The organism is Acidisoma sp. (assembly GCF_965199065.1).
Taxonomy (GTDB): domain Bacteria; phylum Pseudomonadota; class Alphaproteobacteria; order Acetobacterales; family Acetobacteraceae; genus Acidisoma.
This window is the reverse complement of the sequence record NZ_CBDAQN010000003.1, coordinates 319,181-340,982: the sequence shown is the minus strand read 5'-3', so window position 1 is coordinate 340,982 and position 21,802 is coordinate 319,181. Positions and strand designations below refer to the sequence as shown.

Annotated in this window: 25 protein-coding genes; 18 read left to right on the top strand and 7 right to left on the bottom strand. The window is 66.5% G+C overall.

The features are described 5' to 3' along the window. Positions 1 to 181: 181 nt before the first annotated feature. The 11 genes from rpmH to ACOEQ1_RS09755 all read left to right on the top strand — a co-directional run bounded on the left by rpmH (position 182) and on the right by ACOEQ1_RS09755 (position 8,127). A complete protein-coding gene (gene rpmH, locus ACOEQ1_RS09805; protein ID WP_419759064.1) occupies positions 182 to 316 on the top strand; it encodes a 50S ribosomal protein L34 in 135 nt (44 codons plus the stop codon). Between the two features lie 43 nt (positions 317 to 359). Further along, complete coding sequence (gene rnpA, locus ACOEQ1_RS09800; RefSeq protein WP_419759063.1) at positions 360 to 752, top strand: ribonuclease P protein component; 393 nt, start codon at positions 360 to 362, stop codon at positions 750 to 752. A 5-nt stretch (positions 753 to 757) separates the two neighbouring features. Further along, positions 758 to 1,072, top strand: coding sequence for a membrane protein insertion efficiency factor YidD (gene yidD / locus ACOEQ1_RS09795; protein ID WP_419760676.1), 315 nt, complete (start codon positions 758 to 760; stop codon positions 1,070 to 1,072). After that, on the top strand, positions 1,072 to 2,868 hold the full coding sequence (gene yidC, locus ACOEQ1_RS09790; RefSeq protein ID WP_419759062.1) for a membrane protein insertase YidC: 1,797 nt from the start codon (positions 1,072 to 1,074) through the stop codon (positions 2,866 to 2,868). The genes yidD and yidC overlap by 1 nt, the downstream gene beginning before the upstream one ends. 11 nt (positions 2,869 to 2,879) lie before the next feature. Next, on the top strand, positions 2,880 to 3,563 hold the full coding sequence (gene yihA, locus ACOEQ1_RS09785) for a ribosome biogenesis GTP-binding protein YihA/YsxC (RefSeq protein ID WP_419759061.1): 684 nt from the start codon (positions 2,880 to 2,882) through the stop codon (positions 3,561 to 3,563). 29 nt (positions 3,564 to 3,592) lie between these two features. After that, positions 3,593 to 4,495, top strand: coding sequence for an acetylglutamate kinase (argB, locus tag ACOEQ1_RS09780; protein ID WP_419759060.1), 903 nt, complete (start codon positions 3,593 to 3,595; stop codon positions 4,493 to 4,495). Positions 4,496 to 4,528: 33 nt separating this feature from the next. Then, the gene (locus tag ACOEQ1_RS09775) at positions 4,529 to 5,221 is read left to right on the top strand and encodes a hypothetical protein (RefSeq protein WP_419759059.1); all 693 of its coding nucleotides are present in this window, start codon (positions 4,529 to 4,531) and stop codon (positions 5,219 to 5,221) included. Between the two features lie 182 nt (positions 5,222 to 5,403). Beyond that, the gene (locus tag ACOEQ1_RS09770) at positions 5,404 to 5,898 is read left to right on the top strand and encodes a hypothetical protein (RefSeq protein WP_419759058.1); all 495 of its coding nucleotides are present in this window, start codon (positions 5,404 to 5,406) and stop codon (positions 5,896 to 5,898) included. Positions 5,899 to 6,074: 176 nt separating this feature from the next. Continuing rightward, complete coding sequence (locus ACOEQ1_RS09765) at positions 6,075 to 7,058, top strand: YihY/virulence factor BrkB family protein (protein WP_419759057.1); 984 nt, start codon at positions 6,075 to 6,077, stop codon at positions 7,056 to 7,058. A 70-nt stretch (positions 7,059 to 7,128) separates the two neighbouring features. Then, complete coding sequence (locus ACOEQ1_RS09760; protein WP_419759056.1) at positions 7,129 to 7,611, top strand: nucleoside deaminase; 483 nt, start codon at positions 7,129 to 7,131, stop codon at positions 7,609 to 7,611. 186 nt (positions 7,612 to 7,797) lie between these two features. Next, the gene (locus tag ACOEQ1_RS09755; protein ID WP_419759055.1) at positions 7,798 to 8,127 is read left to right on the top strand and encodes a hypothetical protein; all 330 of its coding nucleotides are present in this window, start codon (positions 7,798 to 7,800) and stop codon (positions 8,125 to 8,127) included. Between the two features lie 73 nt (positions 8,128 to 8,200). Here the strand turns inward: ACOEQ1_RS09755 and ACOEQ1_RS09750 are convergent, their stop codons facing one another. Further along, entirely contained in the window at positions 8,201 to 9,100 is a 900-nt protein-coding gene (locus ACOEQ1_RS09750) for a branched-chain amino acid aminotransferase (protein ID WP_419759054.1), read from the bottom strand. Between the two features lie 92 nt (positions 9,101 to 9,192). On the opposite strand from ACOEQ1_RS09750, the gene ACOEQ1_RS09745 reads away from it, so the two are divergent. From ACOEQ1_RS09745 to ACOEQ1_RS09735, 3 genes are read left to right on the top strand one after another with little or no spacing between them, the layout of a single operon-like run. Continuing rightward, positions 9,193 to 9,735, top strand: coding sequence for a MarR family winged helix-turn-helix transcriptional regulator (locus ACOEQ1_RS09745; RefSeq protein WP_419759053.1), 543 nt, complete (start codon positions 9,193 to 9,195; stop codon positions 9,733 to 9,735). A gap of 5 nt (positions 9,736 to 9,740) precedes the next feature. Then, a complete protein-coding gene (locus ACOEQ1_RS09740) occupies positions 9,741 to 10,469 on the top strand; it encodes a response regulator (RefSeq protein ID WP_419759052.1) in 729 nt (242 codons plus the stop codon). Next, positions 10,466 to 11,833 (top strand): ATP-binding protein, encoded by a 1,368-nt coding sequence (locus ACOEQ1_RS09735; protein WP_419759051.1) that lies wholly within the window; start codon positions 10,466 to 10,468, stop codon positions 11,831 to 11,833. The genes ACOEQ1_RS09740 and ACOEQ1_RS09735 overlap by 4 nt, the downstream gene beginning before the upstream one ends. Positions 11,834 to 11,844: 11 nt before the next feature. On the opposite strand, the gene ACOEQ1_RS09730 is transcribed toward ACOEQ1_RS09735, so the two are convergent. Both ACOEQ1_RS09730 and ACOEQ1_RS09725 read right to left on the bottom strand, forming a co-directional pair. Further along, the gene (locus ACOEQ1_RS09730) at positions 11,845 to 13,341 is read right to left on the bottom strand and encodes a helicase HerA domain-containing protein (protein WP_419759050.1); all 1,497 of its coding nucleotides are present in this window, start codon (positions 13,339 to 13,341) and stop codon (positions 11,845 to 11,847) included. A gap of 16 nt (positions 13,342 to 13,357) precedes the next feature. Further along, complete coding sequence (locus ACOEQ1_RS09725; RefSeq protein ID WP_419760675.1) at positions 13,358 to 14,557, bottom strand: NAD(P)/FAD-dependent oxidoreductase; 1,200 nt, start codon at positions 14,555 to 14,557, stop codon at positions 13,358 to 13,360. Between the two features lie 44 nt (positions 14,558 to 14,601). Here ACOEQ1_RS09725 and ACOEQ1_RS09720 point away from each other — a divergent pair, with 44 nt between their 5' ends. Next, entirely contained in the window at positions 14,602 to 15,393 is a 792-nt protein-coding gene (locus tag ACOEQ1_RS09720) for a triose-phosphate isomerase family protein (protein WP_419759049.1), read from the top strand. A 19-nt stretch (positions 15,394 to 15,412) separates the two neighbouring features. Here the strand turns inward: ACOEQ1_RS09720 and ACOEQ1_RS09715 are convergent, their stop codons facing one another. From ACOEQ1_RS09715 to ACOEQ1_RS09705, 3 genes are read right to left on the bottom strand one after another with little or no spacing between them, the layout of a single operon-like run. Continuing rightward, on the bottom strand, positions 15,413 to 16,315 hold the full coding sequence (locus ACOEQ1_RS09715) for a fatty acid desaturase (RefSeq protein WP_419759048.1): 903 nt from the start codon (positions 16,313 to 16,315) through the stop codon (positions 15,413 to 15,415). 1 nt (position 16,316) lies between these two features. Next, positions 16,317 to 16,598, bottom strand: coding sequence for a DUF427 domain-containing protein (locus ACOEQ1_RS09710; RefSeq protein WP_419759047.1), 282 nt, complete (start codon positions 16,596 to 16,598; stop codon positions 16,317 to 16,319). After that, entirely contained in the window at positions 16,595 to 16,948 is a 354-nt protein-coding gene (locus ACOEQ1_RS09705; protein ID WP_419759046.1) for a 4a-hydroxytetrahydrobiopterin dehydratase, read from the bottom strand. The genes ACOEQ1_RS09710 and ACOEQ1_RS09705 overlap by 4 nt, the downstream gene beginning before the upstream one ends. 103 nt (positions 16,949 to 17,051) lie before the next feature. On the opposite strand from ACOEQ1_RS09705, the gene ACOEQ1_RS09700 reads away from it, so the two are divergent. The 3 genes from ACOEQ1_RS09700 to ACOEQ1_RS09690 all read left to right on the top strand — a co-directional run bounded on the left by ACOEQ1_RS09700 (position 17,052) and on the right by ACOEQ1_RS09690 (position 20,721). Next, the gene (locus ACOEQ1_RS09700) at positions 17,052 to 17,714 is read left to right on the top strand and encodes an HAD family hydrolase (protein ID WP_419759045.1); all 663 of its coding nucleotides are present in this window, start codon (positions 17,052 to 17,054) and stop codon (positions 17,712 to 17,714) included. Between the two features lie 61 nt (positions 17,715 to 17,775). Continuing rightward, entirely contained in the window at positions 17,776 to 19,245 is a 1,470-nt protein-coding gene (gene gndA, locus ACOEQ1_RS09695) for an NADP-dependent phosphogluconate dehydrogenase (RefSeq protein WP_419759044.1), read from the top strand. A gap of 3 nt (positions 19,246 to 19,248) precedes the next feature. Continuing rightward, a complete protein-coding gene (locus ACOEQ1_RS09690) occupies positions 19,249 to 20,721 on the top strand; it encodes a DHA2 family efflux MFS transporter permease subunit (RefSeq protein WP_419759043.1) in 1,473 nt (490 codons plus the stop codon). Here ACOEQ1_RS09690 and ACOEQ1_RS09685 read toward each other — a convergent pair whose 3' ends face one another. Continuing rightward, complete coding sequence (locus ACOEQ1_RS09685; protein ID WP_419759042.1) at positions 20,722 to 21,696, bottom strand: hypothetical protein; 975 nt, start codon at positions 21,694 to 21,696, stop codon at positions 20,722 to 20,724. Positions 21,697 to 21,802 lie beyond the last annotated feature (106 nt).

Here is a 21,802-nt window from a genome sequence, read left to right as displayed (position 1 = left end):
GGCTTTCTGACAACGTCTGTTTGGGCGTTGACGCCTGTGCGGCCCGAACCCTATATCGCGCTCTCTCGCGGGGCTCCCGTCTCAGGACGAAGGGGGCGTCCGCTGCTGTGTTATAGCCTGTCATTGCCGATGGACTTGGTTGGGTCACGCCCGCCGAAGGCCGAGAAGTCTGGAGAGTATCGTGAAGCGCACCTATCAACCGTCCAAGATCGTCCGTAAGCGGCGGCATGGCTTCCGCGCCCGTATGGAGACCGTCGGCGGCCGCAAGGTGATCGCCAACCGGCGCGCCAAGGGCCGGAAGCGCCTGTCGGCCTAAACACGGTTCGCCTTGAAGGTGCGGATGTGGCGATGACGCGCGCATGAGCCAGCCGCCCCTCCTCAAGCAACGGCGCCTCAAGAAACGTGCGGAGTTCCTGGCGGTCGCCGGCAAGGGCGCGAAGGCGCCGATGCCGGGCCTCGTCATGCAACTCATGCCGCGTGCCGATGATGCACCATTTCGCGTCGGCTTCACCGTGACGAAAAAGGTCGGCAACGCCGTGGTCCGCAACCGGACCAAGCGGCGGTTGCGGGAGGCTGTCCGCCTGGGCCTCGACACCGAGGCGTATCGCGGCTTCGACATGGTGGTGATCGGACGGGACCGGACAGCCGCGCGCCCGTTCACCGACCTCATGGCGGATGTGCGCCGCGCCGCCGCCAAGGCCCGGCAGGCGGCCACGCCGGCAGACGCCGGCAAGTCCGGGTCGGCGACATGAACGACATGCTGGCGACATTTCTGCGCGCCCTTCTCATAGGCCTCGTGCGTAGCTACCAACTCGTCTTGCGTCCGGTTCTGGGGTCCAACTGTCGCTTCACGCCCAGCTGCAGCGACTATGCATTGCAGGCCGTGCGGGAGTATGGGGCGGTTCACGGCGGCTATCTGGCCGTCCGCCGCATCCTGCGGTGCAACCCCTGGCATCCGGGTGGCGACGATCCCGTGCCGCCTCGTGACCCCTGCGACCACGACCATGCCTACGAGAACGGGGGCACGCCGCCGGGCGACGCTCTGCATTTAATTTGGGACCCTGTCGGCTGATGGAACAGAAGCGCCTTTTCATTGCGATCGCGGTTTCCCTCGCGATCCTGCTCGGCTTCGAGTTCCTGGTGCAGCCGCATCTGCCTCATCCGCCGCCGCCCCCCGTCGTTGCTGAAAACAACGCGGCTCAGAATACCGGCAGCGCCGTGCCCGCACCGACATCGTCTCCCGGATCGACAACCGGGCTCAGCGCGCCAGCCGTGGCCGCCGCCGCGACCATCAACTCGCCGACTGTCGCCATCAAGGCGCCGAGCCTGGACGGCACCATAAGCCTTCGTGGCGCCTTGCTCGATAACATCGTGCTGACGAACTATCACGAGACGATCGACCCGAAGTCCCCGCTGGTTCAGCTGCTGGAGCCGACCAGCGAGGCGCAGCCCTACTACGTCCAGTATGGCTGGACGGCGGCCCCTGGCGCCACGATCGACGGCGCGCCGGTGAAGCTGCCCGACTCCGCAACGCTCTGGACGGCGTCCGAGCAGACACTCGATCCCGACCATCCGCTGACGCTTTCCTGGGCCAACGGCCAGGGGCTGAACTTCTCGATCAAGCTTGCGATTGACGAACACTACATGTTCACGGTCAGCCAATCCGTCGCCAGCACCGCCAAGCAGACCGTGGCGCTTTATCCATGGTCCCGCATCCGGCGCGACTATCAGCCGCCGACATCGGGCTACTACCTGCTCTATGAGGGCCCGGTCGGCGTCTTCCAGGGCACGCTGCACGAGATCGGCTACAAGAACGTGAAGAACACAGGCGCTCATGCCGACGGGCTCGGCTACTCGGAATCGAGCGATGGCGGCTGGCTGGGCTTCACCGACAAATACTGGCTGACGGCACTGATCCCCGATCAGAAGGACGATGTCAGCGGTCAGGTGCGGTCGATCACGGTCAATGGCACCCAAGGCTATCAGGCCGACTTCCTCGCGAACCAGCCTGAGACCCTTGCCCCCGGTGCCACGGTGACCACGAGCAGCCGGGTCTTCACCGGCGCCAAGGTCGTGCGCCTGCTCGATCATTACGAGAGCGAATACGGCATCCCGAGCTTCGACAAGGCCGTCGACTTCGGCATCTTCTACTTCCTGACCAAGCCGATCTTCTTCGCGATCGACTACCTCTATCGGGTGCTCGGCAACTTCGGCCTGGCGATCATGGTCTTCACGCTGGCCGTGAAGCTGCTGTTCTTCCCGCTCGCCAACAAATCCTACAAGTCGATGAGCAAGATGAAGCTGCTCGCGCCGAAGATGCAGGAGGTGCGGGAACGCTTCAAGGACGACCCGGCCAAGCAGCAGAGCGAGATCATGGCGCTCTACCGGGCCGAGAAGGTCAACCCGGCATCGGGCTGCCTGCCCATGGTCATCCAGATCCCGGTGTTCTTCTGCCTCTACAAGGTGATCTTCGTCACCATCGAGATGCGGCACGCGCCCTTCTTCGGCTGGATCCACGACCTTTCGGCGACCGACCCCACCAACGTCTTCACCCTCTTCGGGCTGGTCCACTGGGACCCGACGGCGATCGCCCCGTTCCTGCACCTCGGGCTCTGGCCGCTCATCATGGGCTGCACGATGGTCCTGCAGCAGCGGCTGAACCCGCCGCCGCCTGACCCGACCCAGGCTCGCCTGTTCCAGCTGATGCCGATCATGTTCACCTTCATGCTCGCGCGTTTCCCGGCCGGCCTCGTCATCTACTGGAGCTGGAACAACCTGCTCTCGTGCGCGCAGCAGTGGTTCATCATGCGCCGCACACGGCTGGAGCGGCCGTCGCGCATGCTGAGGACCGCCCGCAAGGGCGCCTGAGGCCAGCGCCAGTGGCGGCTCGGGGGGACGACACGCCGGATGGCCTCCACCTCGACGTGGAGCCGCCGACCGACGAGACGATCGAGGCGGCGCGCGTCCTCTTCGCATCGCCCTGCCGCTTCTTCTTCGCCGCCCAGCGGCTGGATCAGCTGCCGCCGCCGGCGGGGATCGAGATCGCTTTCGCCGGTCGGTCCAACGTCGGCAAGTCCTCGCTCATCAACGCGCTGACCGGGCAGAACACGCTCGCCCGCGCCTCCAACACGCCCGGACGCACGCGCCAGCTCAACTTCTTCGATCTTGGCGGGCGTCTCACGCTCGTCGACATGCCGGGCTACGGCTATGCCCAGGCCGAGAAGAAGGTGAAGGAAGACTGGCAGGGGCTCATGTTCGATTACCTGCGCGGGCGGCCCAATCTACGGCGGGTCGCGCTGCTGCTGGACGCGCGGGTCGAAATCAAGGAATCCGACGAAGCGGTGATGGACCTGCTGGACAAGGCGGCGGTCACCTTTCAGATCGTGGTGACGAAGGCCGACGGGCTGAAGCCTCCCGGTCTCGCGCGCAAGGTGGCGGCGGTCTCCGCACTCGCGCGCAAACATGCGGCGGGCTTCCCCGAGGTGCTGGTGACGAGCGCGCGCTCAGGCTCCGGCATCCCCGAGGCAAGAGCGGCTTTCGCGGCTCTCTCCGACGGATGGTGAACCTCTACAATTGACGGAAGGATGAGTGGATGAGCTTTGCGTCTGAACGCTACCGGCTAGCGGCCGAGCAGGCATCCACCGTCTCGCGCGCATTGCCCTATCTCCGGCGCTACGCCGGCGCGACGATCGTCGTGAAGTACGGCGGCCACGCGATGGGCGACGAAAAGCTCGCAGCCGGGTTCGGGCGGGACATCGCGGCGCTGAAGCAGGTCGGCATCAACCCCGTGGTGGTGCATGGCGGCGGCCCGCAGATCAACACCATGCTCAACCGGCTGAAGATCCAGTCGACCTTCGTCGACGGCCTGCGCGTCACCAATGCCGAGATGGTCGAGGTGGTGGAGATGGTGCTCGCGGGCTCGGTCAATAAGCACGTCGCCTCGCTCATCACCCAGGCGGGCGCGCTGGCCGTGGGCATCTGCGGCAAGGATGGCGGCCTCATCCGGGCGCGCAAGCTGACCCGGCTGTCGCGCGACCCCGACAGCCATATCGAGCGGGCGCTCGACCTCGGCTATGTCGGCGAGCCGGCGCAGATCGACATCCGGGTCATTCACGCGCTGACCGGCGCGGGGCTCATACCGGTGATTGCCCCGGTCGGCATCGGCGATGACGGCGAGACCTACAATATCAACGCCGACACGGCGGCGAGCGCCATCGCCGCGGCCTTGCAGGCGCATCGCCTGCTCATGCTCACGGATGTGCCGGGCGTGCTGGACGAGAACAAGGAACTCATCCCCGAACTCACGGTGGCCCAGGTCGAGGCCGGCATCGCCAGCGGCATGATCACGGGCGGAATGATCCCCAAGGTGGAGAACTGCGTCGAGGCCGTGCGCGGCGGCGTGAAAGGTGCGACCATCCTGGATGGCCGAGTCGAACATGCCTGCCTGCTGGAACTCTTCACGGAGGGCGGTGTCGGCACCATGATCCTGGGCTGACACGTCAACACGGCATTGAGGGACACTACGATAATGGTTCGGTTCCGGCGCGGTGCGATCATGGCCAGCCTGGTGGCGGCTCTTTGCTTGGGCACGGTTGCGGCGCAGGCGGAGCACGGGCAGGCCGAGTTTCCAGGCATCGGGATGGTGACCATCCGCACGATCAAGGCCGTGGGCTCTCTGCCTGCCGTGGTTCTGGCCAATGCCCGGGGCCGGGTATTGCTCAACGCCACCGTGGGCGGCACGCAGTCGGAGTATTTCCGCATCTCGCAGGGCGCCGATGGCACCCTGAACCCGACGGTGCATTACGCGCTTCTGCCAGGCCCCGACCCTACGTCACGCGCCGTTCTTGCCGTGGCGGCGGCCACCGGCGGTTCCGATTGCGCCTACGAGGCGATCGTCTTCGGGTCCGAGCGTGGCAAGCTCAGCCTATGGACGCCCAAGACGATCGATACTCTGGCGGAGGGCGGAATTTATGTCGGCCAACTCAGCCCAAGGCGGGGCTATGGCCTCGCCGTGTGGAACTTCATCTGGGGCAACGAGCCGCACGTGGCGCCGCATCGCTACAGGGTCTCGCTCTATCACCTCAATCGCCGGCGGATGATCTTCTATCCGACGGGCACCATGACGACGCGCCGTCGCTATTCGGACGACAGCTCGGCCTTGAGGGAGTTGGGGCTGACCTTCCCCAACCTGACGAAGGCGATCCCCGACCTGTCCTGCTGACGCAAAGTGAACAGATTTTTACGAAATCCGTATTTCATCCGAAAACCGGGACTCCTTATCTCGATACAGCGTCAATTTCAGCGGAGACCCTTATGAAAGCTATGAAGCCTCTTTTGTTGGCTGGCCTGGCTTCCGTCGCTGTCGCCGGATACGCGGGCTTTGCCGTTGCCGGAACTCCTGATGTGAAGACGATGGCCGTGCAACTGCCCGGCGGCGGCATCGAAGAGATCGAATATTCGGGCGACGGAGCGCCTCAGGTAAACCTTCTGCCGGCCGCGCCCGTCGATGCAACTGACCCGTTTGCGGCGCTTGCCCAGATTTCGGCGGAGATGGATCAGCAGGCGGCGGCAATGATGAACGCCATGGATGCGATGACCGCGGGCTCAATGGGTCGGCCAGGGGCGATGGTGCCGACAGCGTTCGGCCAGCTTCCGCCCGGTGGCGCCTGCTTCCAAAGCGTCGAGATCACCGCGACGGGCAACGGTCAGGCACCGCAGGTTGTGTCTCATACTTCGGGTGACTGCGGCAACGCGCCGCCAAGCCTCGGGGCACCGGCCAATGCGTTGCCTGCTGCTGTGCCGGTGCCGGCGGCACCGGTCACCGTCGCACCGCAGCCGCATGTTGTCCGCGTGCGCTACATCCTGCCGCGGCCATCGCGCCACGCCTCCGACAGCTGACGGGCGAGAGAGACGGCGGGGACATGATGGTTGGTCTGCGCCATCACGTCCCTGCTAGTCTTGATCCTTTAGTGATCCGCCTCATCTCGGTGCGACGCGTCACGAGCTGAAGCTTGCAATTCGTCCGACCAGCCTAGCCCACAGGACCGGAGGTTGCTTTGGGAGGGTTGAGGCCCATGGCATTTCCAGCCTTGGACAGGATCAGGAACTTCGCGGCCTGGCAGATGGCCAAGGACACCTTCAACGGCTTCATGGAGGACAACTGCCTCAGCCGCGGTGCGGCGATCGCCTACTTTACCATCTTCTCGCTGGCTCCGATCCTCGTGGTGGTCATCGCCATCGCGGGCTTCGTCTTCGGCGACGATGCTGCCCGAGGTGTGATCTTCAAGAAACTGCAGGGCATGGTCGGGTCGGATGCCGCCGGTCTTGTGCAGTCCATGATCCAGAGCGCTGCCAACAAACGATCCGGCATTATCGCCACCGTCTTCTCCGTCGTCATGCTGCTCCTGACCGCGAGCGGCGTATTCGGCGAGTTGCAGAGTTCTCTCAACATCATCTGGAAGGCGGAGGAATCCCCGCACGGGACTGTCACGCGCCTGATCAAGGCTCGCGCCCAAAGTCTCGGGCTCGTGGCGACGATGGGCTTCCTGCTGCTTGTGTCCCTGGCGATCAGCGCGGCTTTGACGGCCGCGTGGCACCGGGTCGATCAGGTCGTACCGGGCGCGAGCTCGATGCTGCGATACGTCAACCTCGCGCTGTCTTTTGCGCTGACGACGATCCTGTTCGGGACGGTGTACAAGGTCCTGCCCGACAAAAAGCTGGAATGGCGGGACGTGCTGATCGGCTCGATATTCACGGCGCTGCTCTACACCGTGGGCAAGACGGCGATCGCGATTTACGTCGGCAGCAGCCGCGTTGCCTCCTCGTATGGCGCGGCCAGCGCCTTGGTGGTGCTGCTTCTCTGGGTCTATTACTCGGCGCAGATTTTCCTGCTGGGTGCCGAATTCACCAAGGTCTACGCGTTCAGGCACGGCAGTCAGGTCGGGAAAGGGCGTCGCCGGTTCTGGGACCGGATGCGTGGGCCGGCGGCAGTTCAGCCGCAAGGAACGCCTACAGCCGGGGTGCCCGCGACCGCACGCGAGCGTCCGCCAGGCGAGTAGCGCCGGCCCTTGCATCCAGAGCCCGTTCCTGCGGTCATGATGCCGTCGAGCTAGCGAGAACGGGGACGGCATGATAGACGATGACCGGCGGTTCATGACGCGTGCCATAGCCTTGTCTGAGGCTACGTCGATCAGCGAGGGGGCGGGCGGCGCCTTTGGCTGCGTCATCGTCCAAAACGGCGTGATCATCGGCGAGGGTGCCAATCGCGTGGTGGCCGAGAACGACCCGACGTGGCACGCGGAGATTGCGGCGATCCGGAGCGCCTGCAGGGCTCAGGGCAGTTTCAAGCTTCACGCGGCCGTTCTCTATACCAGTGCGGAACCTTGCCCGATGTGTATGGCGGCCTGTTATTGGGCGGGCATCGCCACTGTGTTCTATGCCTCTCAGGTCGAGGACGCGCTGCATTACGGCAATTTCGACGACAGCATGATCTATGACGAGATCCGCAAACCGGCGGGTGAGCGCGCCATCGCGATCAAGCAGATCATGCGGGCAGAGGCGGTGGAGGTCTGGAAAAAATACCAGGCGAAAGAGGACAAGGTGCAATATTGACGATGCACGAGCGGCTAAGGTCCGTCGATCCGCTGTCGTTTTTGTGCTCGGTTCATCAATTCTCGAAGTTGCGAGCGTCCATCTCGCGCCCTTGCAAACCAACTGGCCGCGCACGAGCTATCGGTTGCCGGGCCGGGTGATGAGGCCTCAAGCGCAAGCGGATTTCGAAACGGAGAGGAACAGAGTATGCCGCAGTTCGACGCGACGATTAAGCATATCAAGGAGGGCGTGAAGAGCATGAGCATCAGCGCCGCCGTCAAGAATATCGAAGGCTGGGAAGCGACGCTCGAGAAGGTCGAAGACCCAGGTGCAAAGACGATCGTCAAAGACCTGGAGAACTTGAAAAAGCACCTTCACGCGAAGGAGCTTGATGGCGAGGCTATCCGCAAGCTCGTGGTGAAGCTCGGCAAAGAGACGGTCACCATCAGCAAGAAGACCGAAAGCAAGAACGCCAGCAAGATTCAGGCGCTTGGGGAAGCTCTTACCAGTGCTGCCGAGAGCGCAACCGCCGAGTGAAGGCTTGATCTGACAACGCTATGCTATATCGATAACGGGAGGGGCGCCGCTGTTGGGCGCCCTTTCCTTGTATTCACGCCGCCATCGCCGAAACTTTATCCGGCGGCATCTGAACGAGCGCTTCGTATTCGTGCAAAAGCCGTTCGGTGATCGGTCCGGGCGTGAAGTGCAGTTCGCCGATCTGCCGCACCGGCGTAACCTCGGCCGCGGTGCCCGCAAGGAACACTTCGCTGGCGCCAGCCATCTCATCCGGCATGATCGTGCGCTCCACCACCTTGATCTGGTGGCGGCGGGCGAGGGCCATCACGGTCCGGCGGGTAATGCCGTCCAGGAAACAATCGGGCGTCGGCGTATGCAGTTCCCCGTCGATGACGAAAAAGATGTTGGCGCCGGTCGCCTCGGAAACATGGCCGCGCCAGTCGAGCATCAGTGCGTCGTCGAACCCCTGATCCTCGGCCTGATGCTTCGACATCGTCCCGATCATGTAAAGCCCCGCGGCCTTCGAGGCGGTCGGCGCCGTCTCGGGATGCGGACGCTTCCATGTAGCGTGGCCTAGCCGGACGCCCTGCATGCGGTTCGCCCCGAACAGATTGGGCCAGGCCCAGACGGCCACCGCGAGGTTGATCGAGGTCAGCTTGGCCGACACGGCCAGCTGCTCCGAGCCGCGCCATGCGATCGGCCGCACGTAGGCGTCGGTCAGGTTGTTGGCGGCGAGGGTGGAACGGCAGGCCTCGTCGATCGCCTCGAGCGACCAAGGAACCGTGTACCCGAGCAGTTCGGCAGAGCGCTTCAGCCGCTCGCTATGCTCACGCAGCTTGAAGATGTTGCCACTGTAGGCGCGTTCGCCCTCGAAAACGGCGCTGCCGTAATGAAGCCCGTGGCTCAGGACGTGCAGCTTGGCGTCCCGCCAGGGCCGGAGCTGGCCGTTCCACCAGATCATGCCGTCACGGTCATCGAAAGGAACAAGCGCCATAGGGGTTGTTTCCGAAATAATGTTGCGTGGGATGGCCTCAGCCTATGCCCCGCTTGCTTGTTAAGTCAATGAAGCTGCCTTAATATGCAGGTATGTCAGCTATGCCCCCTAGCACGCCGTCTCCCTCCAGCGCGGGCTCTGGCCTGCTCTTTCTGCGCGAAGAGGAGATCCGGCTCGCTCAGGATATGCTATTCTTCGCCTACCGGGATTTCACTCACGCGGCCGATGAAGTGCTTGAGGGTCTGGAGCTTGGCCGCGCTCATCACCGGGCGCTGCACTTCATCGGACGGTTGCCGGGCATAACCGTCAGCGACCTTCTGGGGATCCTCGGCATTACCAAGCAGAGCCTGTCGCGCGTACTGACGACGCTGGTGGAGGAGGGCTACGTGATCACGGCGCCTGGGCGGGCAGACCGCCGCCAGCGTCTGCTCAGCCTTGCGCCGAAAGGCGTCGCGCTGGAACGCCGGCTGTTCGAGCGGCAGCGGGACGTGCTGCTGCGCGCCTATCGCGAGGCTGGCGGACCGGCGGTCGAAGGGTTTCGCCGGGTCCTGCGGGCGCTGACGGATGAGGCGGGGCAGTCGCATCTCACGGCGATGGAAGCGGCGGCGCGGGAGCCGCGTGCCCGGTCGGCGTGACCATCATGAGCGCAGCGGGCCCTGTCGACACGACCGTCAACGCGCATATCCTGGTCGTGGACGATGACGAGCGGCTGCGCCGGCTGCTGGTGCGCTATCTCAGCGACCACGGGTTCCGGGTAACGGCGGCGGCGGATGCGGCCGATGCGCGGGCCTGCCTGCGTTCGGTGAGGCCCGACCTCATGATCCTGGACGTGACCATGCCAGGCGAGACGGGGCTCGACTTCGTCGACGATCTGCGGCGCAACGGCGACGCCGACCTGCCGGTGCTGCTGCTGACCGCCCGGGGCGCGCCGGAGGATCGGATCGCCGGCTTCGAGGCGGGCGCGGACGATTATCTCGGCAAGCCCTTCGACCCATACGAGCTTGTGCTGCGGGCACGCGCATTGCTGCGCCGGATGGGCAACGTGCTGGTGACCGCGCCGGTCGATATCGGCCCAGTGCGGCTGGGCGAGGCGGAATTCGACCCCGCGCGCGGCGAACTGCGCAATGCCGGCGGCCCCATCCGGCTGACGGGCGGCGAGGTCGCATTGCTGACGGCGCTGGCCCGCAAGCCGAACGAGATCCTGTCGCGGGAGGAGATCGCCGAGGCTCTCGGGATGGAAGAGCCGGGCGAGCGCGCGATCGACGTGCAGGTGACGCGCCTGAGGCGCAAGATCGAGCGGGACAGCCGGGAGCCGCGCTTTCTCCACACGGTGCGCGGGCGGGGTTACGTGCTCAAGCCGGGGATATGAGCGCACGCGAACGGATGGCGCCGATCCGCCGGAGGATCACCGGCGGGCCCGAGCGCGCCCTGCGGAAGTTCCTGCCGCGTGGGCTGTTCGCCCGCAGCCTGCTCATCATCCTGCTGCCGGTGCTGTTGCTGGAGGCGGTGATGCTCCAGGTTTTCTACGGCAGCCATCTCGGCATCATCTCGCGCCGCTTCGCCTACAGCATCGGCGGCGAGATTGCCTTCAGCCTCGATCAGATCGACCGCAGCCCCGACGCATCCATGCAGTGGCAGATCATCGACGAGGTGCGGCAGCAGTTCGATCTGCGGATGACCTTCAACCCCGGCGCGAGGCTGGTGCCGATCAGGGAGGTCAACCTCCTCGGACCTATGGACGACGATCTCGCCAAGGCTCTGCGCGAGCATGTGAGCCTGCCCTTCACGATGAATTGGCTGGCCAGCCCCGACTACGTGCTGGTGAGCATCCAGCTGCACAACGGCGTCGTGAACGTCGACATCCCGCGCAAGCGTGTCTGGGCAGGGTCGCTCTATATCTTCGCGAGTTGGGTCGGCGGCACGTCGATCCTGCTGATCGTGGTTGCGAGCCTCTTTCTGCGGATCCAGGTGCGAGGCATCCACCGGCTGGCGCGCGCGGCCGAAGGCTTCGGCATGGGGCGCGACCGGGGGCCGATCAAGCCCGAGGGCGCGCGCGAGGTTCGGCGTGCCGCCATCGCCTTCAACCGCATGCAGGAGCGCATCCTGCGATTCCTGTCGCAACGCACGGACATGCTGGCGGGGGTCTCGCACGACCTTCGCACGCCGCTGACCCGCCTGCGGCTGACGCTGGCGATGCTGCCGCAGACGCCGGAACTCGCGCCCGACGTCGCCGACATGACGGCGGATGTCGAGGAGATGGAGCGGATGATCGGCGGCTACCTGGCCTTCGCGCGCGGCGAGGGCGAGGAGAAGACGGTGCTGACCAACCTCTCCGCGACGCTCGAGGAGGTGGTGGCTGCCGCCCGGCGCTCAGGCGCCATGATCACGCTGCACGGCGCGCCGGATCTCGTGCTGCCGCTGCGGGCGGATGCGATGCGGCGGGCGATCACCAACCTCGTCGACAATGCCCGCCGCCATGCGGCGCATGTGGCGGTCGGCATCGGTTTCCGCGGCGAGCAGACGGTCGAGGTGACGGTCGATGACGATGGGCCCGGCATTCCGCGGAACCGGATGGAGAGTGTGTTCCGCCCGTTCGAGAGCGGGGCGCACCCTGGCGGCTCGGGGCTTGGTTTGACGATCGCGCGGGACATCGTGCGCGCCCATGGCGGCGACATCGTACTGTCGGAAAGCCCGCTCGGCGGCTTGCGGGCCACGATCCGTCTTCCCCTTTAGGGCGGACGTCGTCAGCTCGCCAGAGCCTCGTCCGCGCCGGGGTGGCCGGGCGCCGTCGCCCAGGCGAGTTCCACGAGGGTCACGATGCGGCGGCCCGCGCCGTCAGTCTGGCACACGATGAGGCCCTGCTCCTCCATGTAGGCGAGCAGCCGGCGCGCCCGGCCGAGCGAGCGCGTGCCGTAGGCGCGGGCAAGTATGCCGTCGCTGGGGCAGGGCCGGCCGTCTCGCGCCGCGCGCGCGAGCATCAGGAAGATGCCCTGCATATCCTCCGGCAGCGCCGCACCCCGCGCCGCGACCTCCTGCCACGACGCATCCTCGGACGCCTCCGCGCCGACGCCGGCCCGCGCGTGGGTCAGCATGCGCCGAAACGCCTGAAGATCGGGCGCCGAGGCTCCAAGGCCGCCGATCCGGCAACGGACGAGAAAGTCCTGGTAGAGCACGCCGATGGCCCGGAAGCCGGCCTCCGGATCGGCCAGGATCTCCTGCAGAATGCCGTCCAGCCGGGCGCGGCGCTCGGCCAGCAACGCCGGGCTCTGCGGCTCCGCGGCGGTCTCGGGCCGGAGTTCGGCGACAGGTTTCGCTGCCATGAGCTGGCTGAGCAGATCGGGCGAAGGTGGTGCGGGCGGGCGGCGGACCGGGCGTTGGGCCTCGGGCGGCGCCGCGGCGAGAATGACGGCCCGCGCATCCTCCAGCGCCGCGCCCGGCATCGGCATCAGGCGGGGCGTCGGGTTTCGCGCCTCCGTCTCCGTGCCGCCGATGGTCAGGCCGAGCGGCCGCCGCGATAGCGCCGGCCCCAGGGCGATGAAATGGCCGCGTTCGAGGTCCCGGAACGCTTCCGCCTGCCGCCGCTCCATGCCGAGCAGGTCGGCGGCGCGCGCCATGTCGATGTCGAGGAAGGTCCGGCCCATCAAAAAGTTGGACGCCTCGGCGGCCACGTTCTTGGCGAGCTTGGCGAGCCGCTGCGTCGCGATGACGCCGGCCAGACCCCGCTTGCGGCCCCGGCACATCAGGTTGGTCATCGCCCCCAGCGAAAGCTTGCGCGCCTCGTCGGAAACCTCGCCCGCGACCGCAGGGGCAAAAAGCTGCGCCTCGTCCACCACCACCAGCATAGGGTACCAATGGTCGCGCCCAACCTCGAACAGCCCGCCGAGGAAGGCGGCGGCGTGGCGCATCTGCGCCTCGGCATCCAGCCCTTCCAGGTTGAGAACGGTCGAGACGCGGTGGATGCGGGCGCGCTCTCCGGCAAGTTGCAGCCCGTGCTCCGACTGCGCCTCGGCATCGATCACGAGATGGCCGAAGCGCTCGCCGAGCGTGACGAAGTCGCCTTCGGGGTCGATGACCGCCTGCTGCACCCAGGGTGCGCTCTGCTCCAGCAGGCGGCGGAGGAGGTGTGACTTGCCCGAGCCGGAATTGCCTTGCACGAGCAGTCGGGTCGCCAGCAGCTCCTCGAGGTCGAGAGTGGCTGGGGCACCCGCAGTCGTCCGCCCCATCTCGATCGCAACCGTCATGCCGACTCGTATCCCTTCAGCGTTTCTCAAGCCAGTCGACCATACCATGACCGGCGGCCACACCGGTCGCCATGCAGGCCTGCAGCAGGTAGCCGCCTGTCGGCGCATCCCAGTCGAGCATTTCGCCCGCCACGAAGACGCCCGGCAGACGGCGGAGCATGAAGCGGTCATCGACCTCATCCCAGGTGACGCCGCCAGCGGATGAGATGGCGCGGCCGAGGCCTTCAAATCCGGTCAGCCGCAGCGGGACCGACTTTATCAGGGCAGCGAGCGCTGCGGGGTCGTGCGGCGGCGGCGAGCCGGTCTCCCGGAGGACGTTGATCCCGACGGGCGCCAGAGACAGGGTCCGGCGCAGGCCGCTGGACAGGCTGTCCCGGGGCCGCAAGGCACGCAGCTTCTCGGCCAAGGCCGCCTCAGGGAGGTCCGGGCGCAGGTCGAGCGTCACCATCGCCTCGCCATGGGACATGATCTCGTCGCGGAGGACGCTGCTCAATGCGTAAACCGCGCCTCCCTCCATGCCATAGGCGGTGACCATTATGTCGCCGCGCGAGACGCGGCCGTGCCATCGCAGAGCCACGGACTTCAGCGGGGTGCCGGCAAAGCGCTCCCGGAACATGTCCGTCCAGGCGATGGTGAAGCCGCAGTTGGCCGGCACGAAGGGGGCGACGTCCACGCCGCGCTCCGCCAGCAGCGACGCCCAGCCGCCGTCGCTGCCGAGACGCGGCCACGACGCGCCGCCCAAGGCCAGCACGACGCCCTCGGCCTCTATCGGCGCCGCACCTTCGAACAGCAGCGTGTGCGTCTCCGCGCCAAAGCCCTGCCAGCGATGGCGGAACGCGAAGCGGACACCGAGGCCGTTCAGCCGGAGCAGCCAGCCGCGCAGCAACGGCGAAGCCTTCATCGTGCGCGGGAAGACCCGCCCGCTGGTGCCCACGAACAGGCTCTGGCCCAGCCCTTCCGCCCAGGCTCGCAACGCCTCGGGCGGAAAGGCGCCGATTGCCGGCTCCAATCGCGCCGCGCTCGCGCCGTATCGCGCGAGAAAAGCCTCCAGCGGCTCGGAATGGGTGAGGTTGAGGCCGCCGCGCCCCGCCATCAGCAGCTTGCGCCCGGACGAGGGCATGTGGTCGAAGACGGTCACGCTTCGGCCAGCCACTGCAAGAACTTCGGCGGCCATCAGCCCAGCAGGCCCGGCTCCGATGACGGCGATCACTGGCAGTCGCTCCGGTCGTGCATCCTTGAACAGACGGCGGAGAGGTCTCCATGCGTAAACCACTGGTCGGCACCGGATGGAAAATGAACCACGGCATCGCCGCGACGGAGGCGTACGCCCGCCGGTTGCTGGCGTTGCTCCGCGAGGACCCTGCCGACGGGCTCGACATCTTTGTGCTGCCGCCGTTCGTCTCCTTGTCCACGGCGGCGCGGGAGTTCGCAGGCTCGCCGGTGGCGATCGGCGGCCAGACGATGCACTGGGATGCCTCCGGCGCCTGGACCGGCGAAATCTCCGCCCCGATGCTGGCCGAAATCGGGTGCCGCTTCGTCGAACTCGCCCATTCCGAACGGCTGCAGCATTTTGGGGAAACCTACGATCTGGTGCGGTTGAAGGTCGATGCGGCCCTCCAGGGGGGCCTGGAACCTATCCTTTGCCTGGGCGAGAGCGCCGAGGACCGGCGCATGGGCCAGTCCGACAGCGTCCTCCGCGAGCAGGTGACGACGGCTCTGGCCAGTGTGACCGCCGGGATGCTCCCGCGTGTGGTTCTGGCCTACGAGCCGCGCTGGGCGATCGGTGTCGCGGAGGCGGCGCCGCCGTCCTACGTGGCGGAGCGGCACGCCGGCCTGCGGGAGACGCTTGCGGACTGCTGGGGCGAACCGGCCGCGACTGCGACCCGCATCATCTATGGCGGCTCGGTGTCGCCGGCCAATGGCGCGGAACTGATCGCGCTGGAGAATGTCGACGGCCTCTTCATCGGGCGCGCCGCGTGGACGCCGGAGGGGTTCGCCGCGATGATCCGGATCGTGGCCGAGGCGAAGCAAGAGGCCGACGGTTCTTTCTGAAAAAAGAACCAAAACCTTGTCACTCAGGCAGGGAGCCCAGGATCGCGCGATGCGCCGACGGGTAGCTGCTGTCGAGCGACTTCAGATGCGGCCCGAGAAGGGAATGTAGCCGAGGCAGCGCGTGGAACGGCACGCCCGGCGCATAATGATGCTCGATGTGCAGGTTGGCGTTCCAGAACAGCAGGCCGAAGACGCGGCCGGCAAGCGTGGTCCGCGTGTTCGCCATGCGGTCGTCGTTTTCGGGGCAGCCCGTATGCTCCGCCATCAGGACGCCCCGCAGAACGGGCTGGCCAAGCAGCACCGGCACCATCCAAAGCACCAACGGAAGGACCGACCGGAAGGCCAGCGCCAGTGCGATGACGGCAACGTAGATTGCCAGATAGATGCGCGCCTCCCGCACCACGGTCTGGCGGGAAGCGGCTGGAACCCATGGCGCGTCCGCATGGCCGGCGGCCGTCTTGACGAGGCCGCGGATCTGGCTCCCCCAGTAGGGCAGCCCCGTGAGCCGCCAGACATAGCGTCGCCGGGTGAGCGGCTTCGCGCCGATCAGCTCCGGGTCGTGCTCCGGGTCCTGAGTGTGGCGATGATGCGCCAGGTGGAACAGGCGGAACCCCTCGGGCGGCAAAATGAGCACGAAACCTGCCAGCCAGCCCACGGCGCGGTTCAGCCACAGCGACCGGAACGGCGTGCGATGCGTGCTCTCATGGAGCGGGGTGAAGAGCGCGACCTCGAGCACGCCCAGCACAGCCATCGCCGGCCAGACAGCCCCGCTGTCGCGAACTGCCAGGACCAGCGCCATCACGCAGCCGATGGCGGCGAGGTGCCCACCCAGGTGAAGTAGTCCTCGCCGATCGGAGCGCGCGGACAGCGCCTTCAGGTCGCGGACCTCCACCGGGGGCCGCCGTGTCGCGGCAGCGCTCATGCTAGGCGGTTACCGTGACGCCTTTCCAGAAGGCGACCCGGTCGCGGATTTCCGCCGCGGCCTCCTTCGGCTCCGGGTAGTACCAGGCAGCGTCCCGGTTCATCTTCCCGCCGACCTCCAGCGAGTAGTACTGCGCCGTTCCCTTCCAGGGGCAGACGCTGGTGTGGGAGCTGGGAACGACTACGTCCTTCCGAAGCGCCGAAACGGGAAAATAAGCGTTCCCCTCGACAGTGACGATGTCGTCGCTTTCGGCGATGATCTCGCCGTTCCAGGTGGCTTTCATGCGGCGTTCTCCAGCTGCGCGGCGGGAAGGGCGTCGATCTTCGCCGCCAGGACGAAATCGGCGCGTTGTAAGCCTTTGATGGCGTGGGTGTGGAGCGAAACCTCGACATACCCCCAGCCGAAGGAGATGTCCGGGTGATGGCCCGCATCCTCGGCCACCTCGCCTACGTCGAGAACGAAATCGAGCGCCGTCTGGAAGTCAGGCAAGGTCCAGCGCCGGACGATATGCGACGGGTCGGCGGCGAGGCTCCAGCCAGGCACCTCGGGCAGCAGACCTTCGATCTCGCTCGGCTTCAGCGGCGGGACGCCACCATGGCAAGGCACGCACTCTTCATTCTGAAGCGCGGACATGCCGTTCCCCCTTTTTGCGATTGCGGGTTCAAAGCTGAGCCGGTCGCGCCACATTAGCAAGTTCAAATCCCCCGAGCCCGATCCGCACAAGGCGACAGCACCGATGCCCCAGGCCATCATCTTCGACATCGACGGCACGCTCGTCGACTCGGTCGATTTCCACGCCGAAAGCTGGGCGCGCACGTTCAAGCATTTCGGCTTCGACATTTCCAAGGACGAGGCGCGCTTTCAGATCGGCAAGGGCGGGGACCAGCTGGTGCCGCATCTGGTCGGCGAAGCCGCGGCCAAGGAACATGGCGAGGAGATGGCCGCCTGGCGCGCCGATCTCTTCAAGCGCGAGTATCTGCCGAAGGTCCGCGCCTTCCCGGATGTGCCGGAGCTGTTCCGCCATATCCGCGCGCAGGGACAGCGGATCGCGCTCGCCTCCTCCGCCAAGGGCGACGAACTGCAGGTGTATAAGAAGATCGCCGGCATCGCCGATCTCGTGGATGAGGAGACGAGTTCCGACGACGCCGAGAGGTCGAAGCCGCATCCCGACATCTTCACCGCCGCCCTGGAGCGGCTCGGCCTGCCGCCCGATCAGGTGGTGGTGGTCGGCGACACGCATTACGACGCCGAGGCGGCCAGCAAGGCTGGCATGGGCACGATCGGGATGCTGTGCGGCGGCTTCCCCGAGGATGTGCTTAGGGATGCCGGCTGCGTTGCCATCTACCGCGACCCCGCTGCTTTGCTGGCGGGTTATGCGACCTCCCCACTGGCGAATTAACCGTGGGGCAGTAGGGTCGCGCCGATCCGTCTCTGGACCAGAACGCAGGAAGGAAACAGCAATGAACGACCAAGCGCAGTCTCAGGTGCAAGCCAAGGGACAGAGCGGAGCCGCCGATATCGGGGTTCTGGGACTGGCGGTGATGGGGGCGAACCTCGCCCGCAACGCGGCCCGCAAAGGCTTCGGGGTGGCGCTGTTCAACCGCAACCATGAGCGCACCGACAAGCTGATGGCCGAGCATGGCTCCGAAGGCCGCTTCCACCCCACCAAGACCATCGAGGAGTTTGTCGACGCTCTCGCCAAGCCGCGCGCCATCATCATCATGGTGAAGGCCGGCCAGCCGGTGGACGACATGATCGAGGATCTCGTTCCGCACCTGGAGGCCGACGACATCATCATCGACGGCGGCAACTCGCTCTTCACCGACACCGCCCGCCGCTTCAAGCGCTGCAAGGAAGCGAACATCCGCTTCATCGGCATGGGCATCTCGGGCGGCGAGGAGGGTGCGTTGGAAGGCCCGAGCATGATGCCGGGCGGCGAGCGCTCGGCCTACGACCGCATCGCGCCGATGGTGACGAAGATGGCGGTGTCGGTCGACGGCACGCCCTGCTGCACCTACATCGGGACCGAGGGCGCTGGGCACTACGTGAAGATGGTCCATAACGGCATCGAGTATGCCGACATGCAGCTCATCACCGAGGCCTACGACCTCATGAAGACGCTGTACGGCCTCGACGCTGCCGCGATGGCCGACATCTTCACCGAGTGGAAGGCGGGCGACCTCGACAGCTACCTCATCGAGATCACGGCGGCCGTGCTGCGCAAGACGGACGGCACCGGCAAGCCCCTGGTCGACGCCATCGTCGATGAGGCCGAGCAGAAGGGCACCGGACGCTGGACCGCACAAAATGCACTCGAAATGGGCGTGCCGGTGACCGCGATCACCGAGGCCGTGTTTGCCCGCGCGCTCTCCGGCCGCCGCGGCATGCGGGCGCAAGCCGAGAAGGCGCTGCCGCATCCGGCGGTCGCCACCCGCACGCCGACGCCGGAGGAGATCAACGCGATCCGGGATGCGCTCTACGCCTCGAAGATCATCGCCTACGCGCAGGGCTTCGAGCAGATGACGGTCGCCTCCGAGACCTTTGGCTGGGGCCTGCATCTGGGCGAAATCTCCACCATCTGGCGCGGCGGCTGCATCATCCGGGCGCGCTTCCTCAACCGCATCCGCGAGGCTTACGAGCGCGACCCCAAGCTCTCCAACCTGCTGCTCGACGACTATTTCCGCGACGCAGTGGTAAAGGCGGAAGCCGCCTGGCGCCGGGTGATCGTGCTGGCGGTCGAGAACGGCGTGGCCGTGCCTGCCTTCTCCTCGTCGCTCGCCTATTACGACGGCCTGCGCCGCGCACGTGGCCCCGCCAACCTGCTGCAGGGTCTGCGCGACTATTTCGGCGCCCACACCTATCGCCGGTTGGACAAGGAGGGGAGCTTCCACACCCGCTGGAGCCAGGACGGCAGCGAGATCGAGGCCTGAGGGTTGCCGGACGCCCTGCACCGGTTTCTTCCGGGGCAGGGCCCCGATCCACTGTCTGCCAAGCGCCCACGAAAGGCGCTGCCCAAGGAGATGCGGACGACGGCGCTGATCGTCGCCAGCGCGCTCTTTATGCAGAACCTGGACTCGACGGTCGTCACCACCGCGTTGCCGTCGATGGCGCGGGCCTTCAACGTCTCGCCGGTGACGATGAATATCGTCATCACCTCGTATTTGGTGAGCCTCGCCGCCTTCATCCCGGCCAGCGGCTGGGTCGCGGACCGTTACGGCGCCAAAAACGTGTTTCGCGCCGCAATCATCGTCTTCACGGCCGCCTCGATCCTCTGCGGCGTCTCGCAGAGCCTCCCGATGCTGGTGGGCGCGCGCATCCTGCAGGGCATGGGTGGCGCCATGATGGTGCCGGTGGGGCGGCTGCTGCTTCTGCGGCGCGTCGGCAAGGCCGATCTGGTGGCGGCGATGTCGTGGCTCACCATGCCGGCGCTGCTCGGCCCCGTCATCGGGCCGCCGGTCGGCGGCTTCCTGGTCACCTCGCTCTCCTGGCATTGGATCTTCGACATCAACATCCCGATCGGGGTTGTCGGCGTCATCCTGGTGACGCTGTTCATCCGGCCGGACGAGGGCGTCGAAGCCACCCATTTCGACATCCTGGGGCAGGTCCTGGCGGGGATCGGCATGGCCGGGCTCATCATGGGCCTATCGTCCTTCGGGCGCGGCGCTCTGCCGCCATCGGCTGCTATCGCCCTGACGGTGGTGGGCGCTCTCGCCGCCGGGGGCTACGTGATCCATGCCCGGCGCTCCAAGTTCCCCTTGCTCGACATCACGCTGCTGCAAATCCCAACGTTCGCCACTTCGGTCGTCGCGGGCTCCATGTTCCGCATCGGCATCGGCGCGATGCCCTTCCTCTTGCCGCTGATGCTGCAGCTCGGCTTCGGGCTGAGCCCGCTGCGAAGCGGCCTCATCACCTTCGTCAGCGCTGCCGGGGCAATTACCGTCAAACCGATCGCCAAGCCGCTGTTGCGGCGCTTTGGTTTCCGGGCCGTGCTGTCGGTGAACGCCGCCATCTCGACGGCGATCATCGCGCTGACGGCGGCGTTCCGGCCGGACTGGCCAATCGCGCTGATCTATCTCGTGCTGCTGGTCGGCGGCGTCTTCCGGAGCCTGCAGTTCACCGCCTACAACACCATCGCCTATGCCGACATCCCGCCGCCGCGGATGAGCCAGGCGACCAGCCTCTACAGCACCTTGCAGCAGCTTTCGTTGACGATGGGCGTCACGTTGGGTGCGGCGGCGCTCGCGGTCTTCGGAGTGCTCGCGGGCCGCACGCATCCGGGCCTGCCGGATTTCTCAGCGGCTTTCCTGATCGTGGCCGCGGTCATGCTGCCGGCGGCCTGGCTGGCGCTGCGCCTGCCGCGCTCGGCGGGCGAGGAGATGTCGGGGCATCACGCAACGCCGCGTTGACTAATCGGCCGGGTTGGCCGCCAGGAACCCGCGCAATGTATCGATTGCGAGGCTGGTGAGATCGAGGGTTTCGCTCAGGTCGTCCTTCGAGCCCATCTCGTTCGCCTTGGTTCCTGCTGGCAGTGGGAAGCTCTGCCGCGCGCCGGCCACCAATCGCGAGCCAGGCATCTGCGCGAAGCAGGCGATCTCCACCCGGTCCTTGCCCTTCGGATGAAAGCGCAGGCAGTCGATCGTGACCGGCTTCGCCGTCGGGGTGTTGCCCTCGTCAGCCGCCGATGCGGTCGAGAAGAACCCCGCGCCGCGGTGCTCGTAGATGAAGCTCGTCCGCGCATCCGCCGCGAGCGTCACGTGGGCGGCGGCCGCTGCCTCCGTCGGGAATATCCGGTAGAGCAAGGCAGCACCCGAGCCGACCGCTGCGGGATTGGGCGTTGCAATCACCTCGCTGTACGCCGGCCCGGTCGCCGCCGGTGTAAGCGCCGTGCGTCCCTCGACGCCGGTCACCCTGATGACAATCCCATTGAAGTGGAGCGGCTCGGCGGCGAGCGCCCGGATCTGATCAAAGAGCGAGACCGGCGCTGGAGCCGGTCCGAGATCGCTCGCGAACTGAGCCTGATCGGCACAGCGCTCCTTCAGCACGATCGATGCGCCGTTCGACCATGACACGGCCTGATCCGAAACAGCGAGGGCGAACTGGCCGGTTTTGCCGCCCTGGGTGAAGGTGATCGCTTCCCCGCCCGAGCTGGAGGTGGCCGTGCCATAGGTGGTGCGTGGCGTCCCGGCGACTGCCCCGGTATCGATGACGGTTCCATCGGCCCGGAAAACGACGACGTCAGCGGTGCAACTGCTATCCGAGCCCCAAGCTCCCAGAAGCGGCGAGAGGACCGGAGTTTGCGCGTATGCGACCCTCGGCACCGAACATGTAGCCGCCGAAACGAGTGCGGCCGCGACTGGAAAGGCAAGGCGGAAGGCGTGCATCGCAGGCTCCTGATGGGCATCGGGCGGGCGAGGCTTAAACCGTCCTGCCGCTCCACCCAAATCAATCCGGCATGGCGCATGCCGACGCGGAATCGAGCGTGCTATG